This window comes from Kitasatospora sp. NPDC098652 (assembly GCF_044760155.1).
Lineage (GTDB): Bacteria > Actinomycetota > Actinomycetes > Streptomycetales > Streptomycetaceae > Kitasatospora.
Genome location: NZ_JBIWAQ010000043.1, coordinates 19720 through 34044 on the forward strand (window position 1 = coordinate 19720; position 14325 = coordinate 34044).

Genomic DNA, 14325 nt, shown 5'->3' on the forward strand with positions numbered 1-14325 from the left:
CTGGCACAGTAATTGGCGTGCAAGCCCATGCAAGTTCGTAGAGGCCGACATCTCACCCTCCGTAATGTCGCCTGTGCCGGTGAGGCAGATGGCAGAGGGATTCACCTCGGCCGGACCGACAGCGGAAGGGGAAGAACATGGGCAAGCGCGGCGGCGGGTCCGGCGACGGCAAGGGCGGCGGGCAGCAGGACGACAGCAACAAGGGCGCCGGGCACGGCGGCGGTGGGTCCGACGAGGGTGGCAACACCTCGGACGGCTCCTCCCCGGCGGGCGGCAGCGGCAAGTGACCAGCGGGACGCACAAGGAGGCGGGCCCACAGGGGCTCGCCTCCGCGCTGGTGGCCGGCGGCGCGCTCAGCTCGGACTGGCTTCCCTCCTTCAAGGCCGTACCCCGCGAGCTGTTCGTCCCGGACCGCATCTGGCCGGGCATCGCGGACGGCACCCGGCAGAACTCCGTGGTGTACCGGTCGCAGGACCCGGAGGGGTGGCGGCGGGCGGTCTACTCCGACATCCCGCTGACCACACAGTGGGACGACGGGGACCACGAAGGGGACGGACTCGGCACGACCCCGACCTCGTCCAACTCCATGCCCACCATGGTGTTCTCGATGCTCCAGGACCTCGACGTACGCCCCGGCGACCGGGTGCTGGAGGTCGGCGCCGGCACCGGCTGGAACGCGGGCCTGCTGGCCCACCGCCTGGGCAGCCCCAACGTGGTGACCGTCGAGTACGACCCTGACGTCGCCCGAGGCGCCCGCGCGAACCTGGACCTGGCCGGACTCGCGCCGACCGTCGTCGAGGGCGACGGACGGCACGGTTGGCCGGACGGCGCTCCCTACGACCGGATCATCGCCACCTGCTCGCTGCTGGAGATCCCCCGCGCGTGGCTGGCCCAGTCCGCGCCCGGCGGGATCATCGTGGCGCCGTTCGGCACCGAGTACGGCGGCGAGCAGATCGTCCGGCTGACCGTCGACGCCGACGGCACCAGCGCGAGCGGCCGGTTCACCCGGAGCTCGGCGTTCATGCGGCTGCGCCAACAGCGCACCGACCGGCCGCCGTTCGAGGACTACCTGCACGGGAAGCCGTGGCCGGCCGATGCGGTGAGAAGCAGCACCGAGCTGTCCCCTCCCGACACCGGCGGGTGGTTCGAGCAGTTCGTCATCGGTGTGGCCGTCCCCGGCGCGTTCTGGCGGGCGGAGCGCTACGACGACGGTGCCTACACGCTCTGGCTCTACAGCCGGGACACCCAATCCTGGGCCTCCGTCGACTACCAGCGGGGCTGCACCGAGTACGAGGTGTACCAGTCCGGTCCGCGCAACCTCTGGGACGAGGTGGAGGCCGCCTGGCGCTGGTGGGACGACCAGGGCCGCCCCGGCTTGAACCGGTTCGGTCTTACGGTCGGCCCCGAAGGCCACACCGTGTGGCTCGACTCCCCGGAGAACCCGGTCCCACTCCGAGGCTGACCGCGCCGGAGCCGAGAAGTTCGGCCGTGCTGGTTGGGCGGGCGAACTCCCCGAGGGAGTACAGGAATCACACCGGCAACTGATCAGGCGTCAGTCGTGCTGACCCTCGGTCGGCCGCTCGCCCAGTCCTGTCCGGCACAGGAAGTCGGCTCAGCCGACTTCCTGTGCCGGACAGGAGCTTTCTAAGCGCCAGTGACCAGGCTCCGGCGCTCGGTGGCGTGGGCGTCGTCGCTCACTTCTCGCCCAACGACCGGCGCAGGAAGTCCAGTTCGTGCAGTAGCAGGTTCTCCGCCACCGCCTCGTCGGTCGGCCGGTGTCCGGTACCACACAACGGCAGGACCTCGTGCGGGCGGCCGGCGGCGAGCAGGGCGGCGGAGAGCCGCAGGGTGTGGACGGGGAAGACGTTGTCATCCGCCAGGCCCTGAATCAGCAGAAGGGGGCGGCTCAGCTTCGGCGCCTCGTTGACGAGGTCGCAGGAGTCGTAGTGCTCGGGGTGCTCGTCGGGGTGGCCGAGGAACTTCTCCTGCCAGTGGGTGTCGTACAGCCGGTGGTCGGTCGGCGCGGCCCCGGCGGAGGCGGCGTGGAAGACGTCCGGGCGGCGCAGCACCGCCAGGGCGGCGAGGAAGCCGCCGTAGGACCAGCCACGGATGGCGACCCGGTGCAGATCGAGCAGCCCCGGCCGCAGCCGGGCGGCCTCGTGCAGGCCCTCGATCTGGTCCTCCAGCGCCGGCCCGGCCTTGTCGCCCCAGACCGCCTTGTCCCAGCGCGGCCCGCGCCCCGGGGTGCCTCGGCCGTCCACCACCAGCACCGCGAAGCCCTGGTCGGCGAACCACTGGGAGACCTGCTCGTACCAGGCGCCGCCGGTGGTGACCTTCTGCATGGCCGGCCCCGCGTACGGGTCGAGCAGTACGGGCAGCGGCCCGTCGCCCGGCCGGTGGTCGGTGGGCAGGAAGAGGTGGGCGCGCAGTTCGCGCGGGCCGAGGCGGAGCAACTCGGGCCGGGCGGTGACGACGGGCTGCTCGGCGTACGAGGTGAGCGGGTGGGCCGGTCCACCCGGCCGGAGAACGGTTGCGCGGGTGCCCGTGGTGAGGACCAGCGTGCCGCCCCGCTCGGTGCCGCCGTGGACGCCCGGTCCGCTGCTCAACTGCCGTATGCCGGAGCCGGGTTCGTAGGCCCACAGGTGGGTCTCGGTCGGCTCCTCGGAGGCGGTGAACAGCACCCGCTCGCCCTCCGTCCCGAGCACGGCCCGCAGTTGCAGCCCGCCCGGGGTGACCGGTGCGCCGTCGACGGTCAGGTGCCGGGTGTCGCCCTCGTCGGCGGTGTCGACCAGCGCCCCGTCCGCCGTCCGCACCGGCAGGCCGGGGAGCAGCTCCACCCAGTGCGGGTCGGTCCGTTCGGCGAGCACCCGGGTCGCGCCGTCCGCCTCGATCGCCAACGTCCGTACGGAGCGCTGGTCGCGGCTCTGCACGGCGGCGTACGGCCCGTGGTCGTCCCAGCCGGCGGCGGTCACGTACTCGAAGGCGGCGCGGTCCCAGCGGACTTCCGTACGGGTGCGGCGGCCGTCGAGGCCGAGCAGCCAGAGGGTGACCTCGGCGTTGGCGGTGCCGGCCAGCGGGTAGCGGACGGCACGCGGGGGGTGTCCCGGCTCGGTGGGGTCGGCCAGGAACCACCGGGCGACGGCACGTTCGTCGACCCGGGCGACCAGCAGCGCGGTGCCGTCGGGGGACCACCAGTACCCGCGGTCGCGGTCCATCTCCCCGGCGGCGACGTACTCGGCGAGGCCGTACGTGACGTCCTCGGCCTCGGGCTCCGCCACTGCGCGGTCGTCCGTGCCGTCCGCGGCGACCGTCCGCAGGGCGCCGCCGCTGACGTAGGCGATCCGGCGGCCGGTCGGGTCCAGCCGGACCTCCCGCGGCTCACGGGCGGTGGCGATCGGGCGGGCCGAACCCGTGGTGGTGTCGGCCAGCCACAGCGTGCCGTCCAGCGCGAAGGCGGCGTACCGGCCGGTGGCGTCGGTGCTGTACGAGGCGATGCCGCTGGTGCTGCTGAGCGCGGTCGGGTCGATGACCAGCCGCTCCTCGCCGGTCGCGGTGTCCAGGGCCCAGAGGCAGGTGACCGGGTCGGTGCCGGTCCAGCTGCGCAGGAACAGCACCGTCGAGCCGTCGGCGGAGGGCTCCGGTCGGGTCGGGACGCCCAGGGTGAAGCACTGGGTGCGGGCCAGCTGGCGGGGCAGCGAGTCGGCCGCCGGGCCGGGGAGAGTCGTCATGCCGGGACCATAGGCACACCCGGCCCGGCCCCGTCGAGGCAATTACCGGCCCCACCGAGGCAATTACCGACCCCGTCGGGGCAACCATCGACTCCGTCGAGGGAACCCCCGACTCCGTCGAGGCAACTACCGACCCCGTCGAGGCAGGAGAAACGACCGGGGCCGCCGCGGATCTCAGGAATCCACGGCGGCCCCGGGGCCTCAAGGGCCCGGCCTCATCGGAGCGGCGTCAGTGCACGCCGCCCATGAGCGACTGGACGCGCTTGCGGTAGCTGTAGACCGCGAAGCCCGCGAGGCAGGCGAGGGCGGCCTGCATCGCGATGATGCCGGTGCCGTCCAGGTTGACGCCGGCCAGCGACAGGAGGCTGGTGGTGCAGTCACCGGCGGTGACGGCGAGGAACCAGACGCCCATCATCTGGGAGGCGTACTTCTGCGGCGCCATCTTGGTGGTGACCGAGAGGCCGACCGGGGAGAGGCACAGCTCGCCGATGGTCTGGATCATGTAGATCGAGACCAGCCACATCGGGGAGACCTTGGTGCCGTCGCCGGCCATGTGCATCGGGACGATGAAGATGAAGAACGAGGCGCCGATCAGGACCAGGCCCATCGCGAACTTCGTGATGGTGTTGGGCTCCTTGTTGCGGCGGGCCAGCCACAGCCACAGCCAGGCGAAGACCGGCGCGAGCGCCATCACGAACAGCGGGTTCAGCGACTGGTACCAGGTGGACGAGAAGCCGAAGCCGAGGACCGAGTCCGCGGTGTTCTTGTCCGCGAACAGGGACAGGGTGGACCCGCCCTGGTCGTAGATCATCCAGAACGCGGCGGCCGCGACGAAGAACCAGATGTAGGCGGTCATCTTGGACTGCTCGCCGGCGTCCAGCTGCTTGTCGCGCTTGATCCGGACCAGTACGACGACCGGGATGGCCAGACCGGCGATGGTCAGCGGGACGAGCGCCCAGTTCAGGGTGTAGACACCGAGCGCGATGACGGCGGCGTAGAAGACGACGCCCGCGAGGATCACGGCGCCGGCCTTCATCAGCAGGCTCTTGCGCTCCGCGCCCTGCAGCGGGTTGGGGACGACGCTGCTCTTCGGGCTCAGGTGGCGGGTGCCCATGAGGAACTGGGTCAGGCCGAGGCCCATGCCGACCGCGGCCAGCGCGAAGCCCAGGTGCCAGTTGTACTCCTTGCCGACCGTTCCGATGATGAACGGGGCGGCGAAGGCGCCGAGGTTGATGCTCATGTAGAAGACGGTGAAACCACCGTCGCGGCGCGGGTCCTCGGGGCCGTCGTACAGGTGGCCGACCATCGTGGAGATGTTGGCCTTGAGCAGCCCGGAGCCGACCGCGACCAGGAGCAGGCCGACGAAGAACGCCGCCTGGCCCGGAACGGCCAGCGCGAGGTGGCCCGCCATGATCACGAAACCGGCGACGGTGACGGTCTTGCGGGCGCCCCAGACCCGGTCGCCGAACCAGCCGCCCGGGTACGCCATGAGGTAGACCATGGAGACGTAGACGGAGTAGATGGCCGTGGCCATCGTCGCCTTCATCGCGAGGCCGCCGCCCTGGCTGCCGGCTGCCGCGTCGGCACCGCCGGAGACCAGGTAGTAGATCAGCAGGGCGCGCATGCCGTAGTAGGAGAAGCGCTCCCACATCTCGGTCATGAACAGCGTGGCGAGACCTCGGGGGTGCCCGAGGAAGGTCTTGCCGCTGGGGGAGGCCGACGCGAGGTCGGCGGCCCGGGTGGTAGACGCCATGTGTAGTCGTTCCTTGCCTGACAGCGTCCGCCTAGGGGGGTGGCGGCGGACGTGGACCTGAACCACTCTACGTGGCGATATTTGGCGTTATCAGATGACAAACATCGCGAATCACTCTGCTTAATAACAAAGTTGGCAACAGATCTGCCCGATTGATCCATGGTAGGCGGGCGTGTCTTCCTTCGGTTCAAAGATCCAATCGGGGATTCTTCGCCGAACGGCCGGTCGGCAGCGCCCTATTGGCCTCCGAAGGGCCCTTCTATAACGATCACGCTCTGTGAACTACCTCACAGGGGGTACGGGCATACGCGAGACGACTACCATCACCACATGACCTGTGTGCTGCTCGCCGAGGACGATCCGGCGATCTCCGAACCTCTCGCCCGGGCCCTGCGACGCGAGGGCTATGAGGTGCTCGTCCGCGAGGACGGGCCGACCGCACTCGCCGCCGGCCTCACCGAGGAGGTCGACCTCGTCGTCCTCGACCTCGGCCTGCCCGAGATGGACGGCCTCGAGGTCTGCCGCCGCCTGCGCGCCGACGGCAAGAGCTGCCCCGTCCTGGTGCTGACCGCCCGCGCCGACGAAGTGGACACCGTGGTCGGCCTGGACGCCGGCGCCGACGACTACGTGACCAAGCCCTTCCGCCTGGCCGAGCTGCTCGCCCGCGTCCGGGCCCTGCTCCGGCGCGGCAACGTCGACCAGCTCACCACCGGCGCGCACGGGGTGAAGATCGACATCGAGTCCCACCGCGCCTGGCTCGGCGAGGAGGAGCTGACCCTCTCCGCCAAGGAGTTCGAGCTGCTGCGCGTCCTGGTCCGCGACGCCGGCCGGGTGGTCACCCGCGAGGAGATCATGCGGCAGGTCTGGGACACCACCTGGTGGACCTCGACCAAGACCCTGGACATGCACATCTCCTGGCTCCGCAAGAAGCTCGGCGACGACGCGGCCAACCCGCGCTACATCGCCACCGTGCGCGGGGTCGGCTTCCGGTTCGAGAAGAATTAGCCGCGTACGGAGATCGTGGCCGGTTGGCGGCCGGTGCAGTGGAACACCTCGGGGAGCAGCAGCGTGAAACGCAGGATGATCAACTCGCTGCTGGTCGTCGTCCTGGTGGTCGTCGTGGTGTTCTGCGTGCCGCTCGCCCTGGTCGAGAAGCGCAGCATCGTCGACGCGGCCCAGGACCGGGTGGACGCGACCGCCGTCCGGGTGCTCGCCCTGGTCGAGAGCCGGCTCGCCGCGGGTGAGTCGGTCAAGGAGGGGCGGGTCTTCGAGAGCCAGGTCACCGAGGGCAGCTACGTCGAGGTGCAGATCCCGGGCCAGCAGGTGCTCTCGGCCGGCCGCCCGCCCGCCGGGAACCACCTGCTGCGGGCCGCCGAACACGGCACCAGCGGCGAGATCGTCACCGTCGAGCAGTCCCGCGAGGACGTCGACCACGACATCGCCAACAACCTGCTGCTGCTCGGCGTGGTCGCCCTGCTGGCCGTCCAGGCCGCCGTCGCGCTCGCCGTCTGGCAGGCCAAGCGCCTCGCCCGGCCGCTCACCGACCTCGCCGAGACCGCCGAACGGCTCGGCTCCGGCGACCCGCGCCCGCGCAACCGCCGGTACGGGGTGCCCGAACTCGACCGGATCGCCGAGGTGTTGGACACCAGCGCCGAGCGGATCGCCCGGATGCTCACCGCCGAACGCCGGCTCGCCGCCGACGCCTCGCACCAGCTGCGCACCCCGCTCACCGCGCTGTCGATGCGGCTGGAGGAGATCACCGCCCTCGCCGAGGAGCCGGAGACCGTCAAGGAGGAGGCGACCATCGCCCTCCAGCAGGTCGAACGGCTCACCGACGTGGTCCAGCGGCTGCTCACCACCCAGCGCGACCCGCGCAGCCCCACCGCCGTCGCCTTCGACCTGGACGAGGTGATCAAGCAGCAGGTGGAGGAGTGGGGCCCGACGCTGCGCGAGCAGGGCCGGGTGCTGTCCCTGGAGGGCCTGCACGGGGTCACCGCGGTCGGCACCCCGGGGACGGTCGCCCAGGTGCTCGCCACCCTGATCGAGAACTCACTGATGCACGGCGCCGGGACGATCACCCTGCGGGTGCGGCCCTCCGGCACCTCGGTGGTGGTCGAGGTGCAGGACCAGGGCGCCGGAGTGCCGGCCGACCTCGGCAACCGGGTGTTCGAGCGGGCGGTCAGCGGCCGCAACTCCACCGGCATCGGCCTGGCCGTCGCCCGCGACCTCGCGGAGGCGGACGGCGGGCGGCTGGAGCTGCTCTCGTTGAAGCCCCCGGTGTTCGCGCTGTTCCTCGGGCGCAGCCACGAGGACTGAGCGGGGCAGGGGCACGGGGACCGGGCGGGGCAGGCGCACGAGGACTGAGCCGGGCAGGCGCACGGGGACCGGGCGGGGTGCGAGCGCCGGGCGGGGTCAGTGGGCCCCGTCGAGCCGGACGTCGCGGACCACGTCCAGGTCGGTGAAGGTGGGCGGCGCATCGCAGAGCGCCACCATCTCGCGGAAGATCCGGTCCGTCTCGGGGAGCTTCGAGTTGCGCATCGCCTCCTCGTAGGAGGGGAACTCCACGATCTCCACCACGTGGCGGGCATCCGAGCGGTCGGTGCCGACGACCGCGTGCGAGGCGGTCCGCCGGCCCTGGGAGGCCTCGACCCAGGTGTCCATGAGCCGGTTGAGGTCGTCGAGCCGGTCGGTCTTGCAGTCGATGATCTGGACGAACGCCATGGCGAGCCTCCTGGGACCCCCTCGGCCTCTCGATCGTCCGCCGGCCGTACTCGCCCTCGGTAACCACTGTCCTCTCGCGGGGGCGGGCCCGGCAAGCGGACCCGGCAAGGGGAGGGGGAGTGGGGTGCCTGCCCGGCTACTCGGCTATTCGGCCTTGGCGTAGCGGATCTGCTCGGCGGCCAGCATCAGCTCGGCCTGGGCGGCCAGCTCCTGGCCGCTGGCGCCCTCGGTGGTCGGCTGGACCGGCTCGGGCAGCGCCTTGAAGACCCAGGTGCGGTACGAGACGAAGCGGAACACCGTCGCGATGGCGAGGCCGACGACCTTGGCGCCCATCTTCTCGAAGTTCGAGTCCAGGCCCAGGATGTACTGGGAGAAGCCGAGCACACCGGTCTCGATCAGCATGCCGAAGCCGCTGAACACCAGGAAGAGGGTGATCTCCCGCTTGCGCGAGGCGGCGTCGCGGTCCCGGTACAGCCAGTAGCGGTAGCCGAGGTAGTTGGTGGCGATCGCGATCACCGTCGCGGCGATGTTGGACCGCAGCGAGGCGATGCCCAGGCCGATGTTGCAGACCCAGAAGACGGCGAAGTTGACCACGACCCCGCTCAGGCCGACGATGCCGAACTTCACGACCTCGCCCCTGATCCCACGCACCCTCTGCATGAGTGAGGGGTTCGAAGCTGTGGTCGTCGCCATACCGGGTGGCCTCCATGTACCTGCGGGGAAAAGGGCGTCCCACTGGGCCGGGGACACCCCTTGAGCCCTGCGTGCACGCACATGATCCGACCGCGCGGACGAGGACCTAGCCGTCCAGGCTACCCGCTTCCACCGAACGGCTCAGCCGTCCGGGGGAGGGGTTGACATCTACGCGCGTCCACTACTCACACCCCCACCGCGGCTCCATGGCCCCCCACCGGCCCGGATATCCTGGCGAGGTGACTTCCCCGGGCAATGTGAATTTTCCAGTGGTGGGCATGATCGGTGGCGGGCAGCTGGCCCGCATGGCACACCAGGCGGGCATCCCGCTCGGGGTCAGGTTCAAGCTCCTCGCCGACACCCCCCAGGACTCCGCCGCACAGGTGGTCTCCGACGTCGTCCTCGGTGACTACCGGGACCTCGACACCCTGCGCCGCTTCGCGGCCGGGTGCGACGTGATCACCTTCGACCACGAGCACGTCCCCACCGAGCACCTGCGGGCCCTGGAGGCCGACGGCATCGCCGTCCGCCCCGGCCCGGAGGCGCTGGTCAACGCCCAGGACAAGGGCGTGATGCGGGCCAAGCTCGACTCCATCGGGGTGCCCTGCCCCCGGCACCGGATCGTCGCCGACCCGGCCGACGTCACCGCCTTCGCGAACGAGCTCAAGGCGGGCCGGGGCGAAGCCCTGTCGGCCGAGGGTGGGGGCGGGCGACGGGCGGGCGGGTACCCCGTGGTGCTCAAGACCGTCCGCGGCGGCTACGACGGCAAGGGCGTCTGGGTCGTCGACGACGAGCAGGAGGCCCAGGCGCCGTTCCTGGCCGGCGTCCCCGTGCTGGCCGAGGAGAAGGTCGACTTCGTCCGCGAGCTGGCCGCCAACGTGGTCCGCTCGCCCAGCGGCCAGGCCGTCGCCTATCCGGTCGTCGAGAGCGTCCAGGAGAACGGCGTCTGCGCCGAGGTCACCGCCCCCGCGCCGGACCTCGACCCCGCCCTGTCCGACGAGGCCCAGCAGCTCGCCCTACGGATCGCCGGCGACCTCGGCATCGTCGGCCACCTCGCCGTCGAGCTGTTCCAGACCCGGGACGGCCGGATCCTGGTCAACGAGCTGGCCATGCGCCCCCACAACTCCGGGCACTGGACCCAGGACGGCGCGGCCACCTCGCAGTTCGAGAACCACCTGCGGGCCGTCCTCGACCTCCCGCTCGGCGACCCCCGGCCGCGCGCCAAGTGGACCGTCATGGTCAACGTCCTCGGCGGCGAGTACCCGGACATGTACCACGCCTTCCTGCACTGCATGGCCCGCGACCCCGGGCTGCGGATCCACATGTACGGGAAGGACGTGAAGCCCGGCCGCAAGGTCGGCCACGTCAACGTCTTCGGGGACGACCTCGACGACGTCCGCGAGCGCGCCCGCCACGCGGCCGCCTACCTGCGAGGAACGATCACCGAATGACCTCCACCGCTACGAGCCCCGTCGTCGGCATCGTGATGGGCTCGGACTCCGACTGGCCGGTCATGGAGGCCGCCGCCCAGGCCCTGGACGAGTTCGAGATCCCGTACGAGGTGGACGTCGTCTCCGCCCACCGGATGCCCCGCGAGATGGTCGCCTACGGCGAGCAGGCCCACCGGCGCGGCCTCAAGGCGATCATCGCCGGTGCCGGCGGCGCGGCCCACCTGCCGGGCATGCTGGCCTCCGTCACCCCGCTGCCGGTCATCGGCGTGCCGGTGCCGCTGCGCTACCTGGACGGCATGGACAGCCTGCTGTCGATCGTCCAGATGCCGGCCGGCGTGCCGGTGGCGACCGTCTCGGTGGCCGGCGCGCGCAACGCGGGCCTGCTCGCGGTGCGGATGCTCGCCGCCTTCGACCCGGAACTCACCGAGCGGATGGCCGAGTTCCAGGCCGAGCTGAACAGCCAGGCCACCGAGAAGGGCAAGAAGCTCCGCGCCAAGGTGGCCGGCTCGCCGTCCTTCGGCTTCGGCAAGTAAGCGCCCCGGTGGGGGTGGGGTAGAACAGCCGGTATGACTTCGGACTCCCTCACCCCCCAGGACCGCTCGGACGGCTCGGACGGCTCGGACCTTTCGGAGCGCGCCGACCTTTCGGAGCGCCTGGACCGCGCCCGCGCCCTGCTGCGCACCGCCCCCGTGGTGGACGGCCACAACGACCTCCCCTGGGCGATGCGCGAGCAGGCCGGGTACGACCTCGGCGCGCTCGACCTCGCCGCCGACCAGAGCGACCGCCTGCACACCGACCTCGCCCGCCTCGCCGAGGGCGGGGTCGGCGCGCAGTTCTGGTCCGTCTACGTGCCCGCCTCGCTGGCCGGCGACCACGCCGTCAGCGCCACCCTGGAGCAGGTCGACTTCGTCCACGCCCTGGTCGAGCGCTACCCGGACCGGCTGCGCCTGGCCCGCACCGCCGCCGACATGGAGGCCGCCCGCGCCGAGGGCCGGATCGCCTCGCTGATGGGCGCCGAGGGCGGCCACTCGATCGACTGCTCGCTCGCCACCCTGCGCGCCCTGTACGAGCTCGGCGTGCGCTACCTGACGCTCACCCACAACGACAACGTGCCGTGGGCCGACTCCGCGACCGACAAGCCGGTGGCCGGCGGGCTGACGAAGTTCGGCGAGGAGGTCGTCCGGGAGATGAACCGGCTCGGCATGCTGGTCGACCTCTCGCACGTCTCCGCCGACACCATGCGGGACGCCCTGCGGGTCACCGAGGCGCCGGTGATCTTCTCGCACTCCTCCTCGCGCGCGGTCTGCGAGCACCCCCGCAACATCCCGGACGACGTGCTGGCCCAGCTGCCCGCCAACGGCGGCGTCGCGATGGCCACCTTCGTCCCGAAGTTCATCCTCCCCGCCGCCATCGAGTGGACCCTGGCCGCTGACGAGAACATGCGCGCCCACGGCTTCCACCCGCTGGACACCACCCCGCCCGCGATGGAGCGCCAGCGCGCCTTCGAGGCCGCCAACCCGCGCCCGATCGCCACCCCGTCGACCGTCGCCGACCACCTCGACCACATGCGCGAGGTCGCGGGCATCGACCACATCGGCATCGGCGGCGACTTCGACGGCACCGCCTTCCTGCCCGACGGCCTCGACTCGGTGGCCGGCTACCCCAACCTGGTCGCCGAACTCCTCGGCCGCCACTGGTCGGAGGCCGACCTCGCCAAGCTCACCTGGCACAACGCCGTCCGCGCCCTGCGCGACGCCGAGTCCGTCGCCGCCACCCTGCGCACCAGCCGCCGTCCCTCCATCGCAACCATCGCCCAGCTCGACGGCTGACCCCGGCGCCTTAGTCCAGCAGCGGGATCTCGATGGCCGGGCACTTGTCCATCACCATCGAGACCCCCGCGGCCCGGGTCCGCTCGTACGCGGCCTCGTCGACCACCCCGAGCTGGAACCAGACCGCCCTCGCCCCGACCGCCACCGCCTGGTCCGCGACCTCCCCGGCCAGCGCGCTGTTGACGAACACGTCCACCACGTCGACCGGGAACGGGATCTCGGCGAGCGAGGCGTACCCGGGCTCGCCGAGGACGGTCTCGGCCTTCGGGTGCACCGGGACGATCCGCTTGCCGTACTTCTGCAGCACCCGGGCCACCCCGTACGCGGCCCGGGCGGTGTTGTTGGACAGCCCGACCACCGCCCAGGTGTCGCCGGTGCCGGTGAGGATCTCGCGGACGGTCGCTTCGTCGCCGTAGTTCGTCATGCCGGTGCCAACCACGGCCGCGGCCGGAGGATTCCGGCGCGGCTCAGGTGTCAGCTGGGGCGGCCCAGGGCGCGGTAGGTCCAGCCGGCGGCGCGCCAGGCGTCGGCGTCGAGGACGTTGCGGCCGTCGAGCAGCCGGCGCTCGGCGACCACGGCGCCGAGCTCGGCCGGGTCGAGCTCGCGGAACTCGGCCCACTCGGTGAGGTGGAGGACGACGTGGGCGCCCTCGGCGGCCTCCAGGGCGGAGTCGGCGTAGGCCAGGGAGGGGAACATCTTGCGGGCGTTCTCCACGGCCTTCGGGTCGTAGACGGTGACCTGGGCGCCCTGGAGCTGGATCTGGGCGGCCACGTTGAGTGCGGGGGAGTCCCGGATGTCGTCCGAGTTGGGCTTGAAGGCGGCGCCGAGGACGGCGACCCGGCGGCCCAGGAAGCCGCCGCCGCACTGCTCGCGGGCCAGCTCGACCATCCGCGAGCGGCGCCGCATGTTGATCGAGTCGACCTCGCGCAGGAAGGTCAGCGCCTGGTCGGCGCCGAGCTCGCCGGCCCGGGCCATGAAGGCGCGGATGTCCTTGGGCAGGCAGCCGCCGCCGAAGCCGAGGCCGGAGTTGAGGAACTTGCGGCCGATCCGCTCGTCGTGCCCGAGCGCGGTGGAGAGCAGCGTGACGTCCGCGCCGGCCGCCTCGCAGACCTCGGCCATCGCGTTGATGAAGGAGATCTTGGTGGCCAGGAAGGAGTTGGCGGCAGCCTTCACCAGCTCGGCGGTCGCGTAGTCGGTGACCAGGAACGGCACCCCGGCCGCGATCGGCTCCGCGTACACCTCGCGCAGCAGCCGCTCGGCCCGCTCGCTCTGGGCGCCCACCACGATCCGGTCCGGCCGCAGGGTGTCCTGGACGGCGAAGCCCTCGCGCAGGAACTCGGGGTTCCAGGCGAGTTCGGCGTCCGCGCCGACCGGCGCCAGCGCGGCCAGCCGCTCGGCCAGCCGGGCCGCCGAGCCGACCGGGACGGTGGACTTGCCGACCACCAGGGCCGGGCGGGTCAGGTGCGGGGCGAGCTCGTCGATCACGGTGTCCACGTACGACATGTCGGCGGCGAACTCGCCCTTGCGCTGCGGGGTGTTGACGCAGACGAAGTGGACGTCCGCGAACTCCGCGGCCTCCTTGACGGAGGTGGTGAAGCGCAGCCGCCCGGTCGAGCCCTCGTGCCCGGCCACGTGCTTGAGCAGCAGCTCGGACAGGCCCGGCTCGTACATCGGGACCCGGCCCGCGGTGAGCATCGCGATCTTCTCGGGATCGATGTCCAGACCCAGCACCTCGAAGCCGAACTCGGCCATCGCGGCGGCATGCGTGGCGCCGAGGTAGCCGGTGCCGATCACGGAGATGCGGAGGGTCACGGGGTTCCCCTTGAGTTGCGGGTTCGGCCAGTAGCGGGTGCCCTGATGCTATCCGTCCCGCTCGGGTCGGTACCGATCGCCCGCTCGCCGAGGACGCTAGGCAGCCGCAGGTCGGAGCCCTAGGATCTCTACTGAACGGTAGTTAACCGCGATTCGACTCGGATCCGACGCCGATCGGACAACGGTCTGCGTCGGCCACTGGACGACGAGGCAGGCATCATGGCGGGCAGCGCAGGGGCGGCTGACTTCGATCTCTTCCGTATCTCCGAGGAGCACGAGATGCTCCGTGAGGCGGTGCGTTCGCTGGCCGAGGCGAAGATCGCTCCGTTCGCGGCGGA

12 protein-coding genes and 2 pseudogenes are annotated in these 14325 nt (G+C 71.6%); 8 read left to right on the plus strand and 6 right to left on the minus strand.

All coding sequences use genetic code 11. The annotated features are described in order from the left end of the window. The first annotated feature begins 137 nt into the window (after positions 1–137). Both ACIQWA_RS40030 and ACIQWA_RS40035 read left to right on the plus strand, forming a co-directional pair. A complete protein-coding gene (locus ACIQWA_RS40030; RefSeq protein ID WP_199922064.1) occupies positions 138–287 on the plus strand; it encodes a hypothetical protein in 150 nt (49 codons plus the stop codon). Continuing rightward, the gene (locus ACIQWA_RS40035) at positions 284–1462 is read left to right on the plus strand and encodes a methyltransferase domain-containing protein (protein WP_402491906.1); all 1179 of its coding nucleotides are present in this window, start codon (positions 284–286) and stop codon (positions 1460–1462) included. Before ACIQWA_RS40030 ends, ACIQWA_RS40035 begins: the two co-directional genes overlap by 4 nt. A gap of 232 nt (positions 1463–1694) precedes the next feature. Here the strand turns inward: ACIQWA_RS40035 and ACIQWA_RS40040 are convergent, their stop codons facing one another. Further along, positions 1695–3728, minus strand: a complete 2034-nt coding sequence (locus ACIQWA_RS40040) for a prolyl oligopeptidase family serine peptidase (RefSeq protein ID WP_402491909.1) — start codon at positions 3726–3728, stop codon at positions 1695–1697. Positions 3729–3957: 229 nt separating this feature from the next. Next, entirely contained in the window at positions 3958–5481 is a 1524-nt protein-coding gene (locus tag ACIQWA_RS40045) for an oligopeptide:H+ symporter (protein ID WP_360239658.1), read from the minus strand. A 330-nt stretch (positions 5482–5811) separates the two neighbouring features. On the opposite strand from ACIQWA_RS40045, the gene ACIQWA_RS40050 reads away from it, so the two are divergent. Next, the gene (locus ACIQWA_RS40050) at positions 5812–6486 is read left to right on the plus strand and encodes a response regulator transcription factor (RefSeq protein WP_030290974.1); all 675 of its coding nucleotides are present in this window, start codon (positions 5812–5814) and stop codon (positions 6484–6486) included. A gap of 63 nt (positions 6487–6549) precedes the next feature. Beyond that, positions 6550–7797 (plus strand): ATP-binding protein, encoded by a 1248-nt coding sequence (locus ACIQWA_RS40055; RefSeq protein WP_360239655.1) that lies wholly within the window; start codon positions 6550–6552, stop codon positions 7795–7797. A gap of 108 nt (positions 7798–7905) precedes the next feature. Here ACIQWA_RS40055 and ACIQWA_RS40060 read toward each other — a convergent pair. Together ACIQWA_RS40060 and ACIQWA_RS40065 are read right to left on the minus strand one after the other, a co-directional pair. Beyond that, positions 7906–8202: pseudogene (locus ACIQWA_RS40060) on the minus strand (ester cyclase); the annotation flags it as partial. A 144-nt stretch (positions 8203–8346) separates the two neighbouring features. Continuing rightward, entirely contained in the window at positions 8347–8829 is a 483-nt protein-coding gene (locus tag ACIQWA_RS40065) for a GtrA family protein (protein ID WP_360239652.1), read from the minus strand. 344 nt (positions 8830–9173) lie between these two features. Here ACIQWA_RS40065 and ACIQWA_RS40070 point away from each other — a divergent pair, with 344 nt between their 5' ends. The 3 genes from ACIQWA_RS40070 to ACIQWA_RS40080 are packed head-to-tail and all read left to right on the plus strand — an operon-like array spanning position 9174 to position 12175. Beyond that, positions 9174–10346 (plus strand): 5-(carboxyamino)imidazole ribonucleotide synthase, encoded by a 1173-nt coding sequence (locus ACIQWA_RS40070; protein WP_402491913.1) that lies wholly within the window; start codon positions 9174–9176, stop codon positions 10344–10346. Continuing rightward, on the plus strand, positions 10343–10879 hold the full coding sequence (gene purE, locus ACIQWA_RS40075) for a 5-(carboxyamino)imidazole ribonucleotide mutase (RefSeq protein ID WP_360239646.1): 537 nt from the start codon (positions 10343–10345) through the stop codon (positions 10877–10879). Before ACIQWA_RS40070 ends, purE begins: the two co-directional genes overlap by 4 nt. A gap of 33 nt (positions 10880–10912) precedes the next feature. Further along, complete coding sequence (locus tag ACIQWA_RS40080; protein WP_402491917.1) at positions 10913–12175, plus strand: dipeptidase; 1263 nt, start codon at positions 10913–10915, stop codon at positions 12173–12175. Positions 12176–12185: 10 nt separating this feature from the next. On the opposite strand, the gene ACIQWA_RS40085 is transcribed toward ACIQWA_RS40080, so the two are convergent. Next, complete coding sequence (locus ACIQWA_RS40085) at positions 12186–12599, minus strand: CoA-binding protein (protein ID WP_402491920.1); 414 nt, start codon at positions 12597–12599, stop codon at positions 12186–12188. A gap of 50 nt (positions 12600–12649) precedes the next feature. Next, positions 12650–13987 (minus strand): UDP-glucose dehydrogenase family protein, encoded by a 1338-nt coding sequence (locus tag ACIQWA_RS40090; RefSeq protein WP_402491923.1) that lies wholly within the window; start codon positions 13985–13987, stop codon positions 12650–12652. Between the two features lie 219 nt (positions 13988–14206). Here ACIQWA_RS40090 and ACIQWA_RS40095 point away from each other — a divergent pair. Next, positions 14207–14325 (plus strand): annotated as a pseudogene (locus tag ACIQWA_RS40095) (acyl-CoA dehydrogenase); the annotation flags it as partial.

Coding starts and splice junctions, on each gene's coding strand:
- ACIQWA_RS40040 (WP_402491909.1), bottom strand. CDS start 3,728: ATGACGACTCTCCCCGGCCCGGCGGCCGACTCGCTGCCCCGCCAGCTG.
- ACIQWA_RS40030 (WP_199922064.1), top strand. CDS start 138: ATGGGCAAGCGCGGCGGCGGGTCCGGCGACGGCAAGGGCGGCGGGCAG.
- purE (WP_360239646.1), top strand. CDS start 10,343: ATGACCTCCACCGCTACGAGCCCCGTCGTCGGCATCGTGATGGGCTCG.
- ACIQWA_RS40050 (WP_030290974.1), top strand. CDS start 5,812: ATGACCTGTGTGCTGCTCGCCGAGGACGATCCGGCGATCTCCGAACCT.
- ACIQWA_RS40045 (WP_360239658.1), bottom strand. CDS start 5,481: ATGGCGTCTACCACCCGGGCCGCCGACCTCGCGTCGGCCTCCCCCAGC.
- ACIQWA_RS40085 (WP_402491920.1), bottom strand. CDS start 12,599: ATGACGAACTACGGCGACGAAGCGACCGTCCGCGAGATCCTCACCGGC.
- ACIQWA_RS40080 (WP_402491917.1), top strand. CDS start 10,913: ATGACTTCGGACTCCCTCACCCCCCAGGACCGCTCGGACGGCTCGGAC.
- ACIQWA_RS40070 (WP_402491913.1), top strand. CDS start 9,174: ATGATCGGTGGCGGGCAGCTGGCCCGCATGGCACACCAGGCGGGCATC.